The organism is Cytobacillus praedii (genome assembly GCF_001439605.1).
Lineage (GTDB): Bacteria > Bacillota > Bacilli > Bacillales > Cytobacillaceae > Cytobacillus > Cytobacillus praedii.
On the sequence record NZ_LMBX01000082.1, the window covers coordinates 1 to 224 of the forward strand.

The following is a 224-nucleotide window of genomic DNA, read 5'->3' on the forward strand; positions in this document are numbered from 1 at the left end:
ACCATTTGTGTGAGCTCTTCCAATGATAACTGTTCATCGTTTTCACGTTCAAGTTCAGGTATGATTTCATTCTCAAGCAGCTCATTGTATAGCTGGTTTGATTTTTCAATTAAACTTTGATGATATTTCTCAATCGATTTTTTCCAGACAAACGTAAATTTATTCGCATTCGCTTCAATCTTTGTACCATCGATAAAAACCGCTTCTTGATCGATCAGTTTTTC

Annotated in this window: 1 pseudogene; it reads right to left on the reverse strand. The window is 34.4% G+C overall.

The features are described 5' to 3' along the window. Window positions 1–224, reverse strand: a pseudogene (locus tag ASU02_RS25570) (IS5/IS1182 family transposase); the annotation flags it as partial.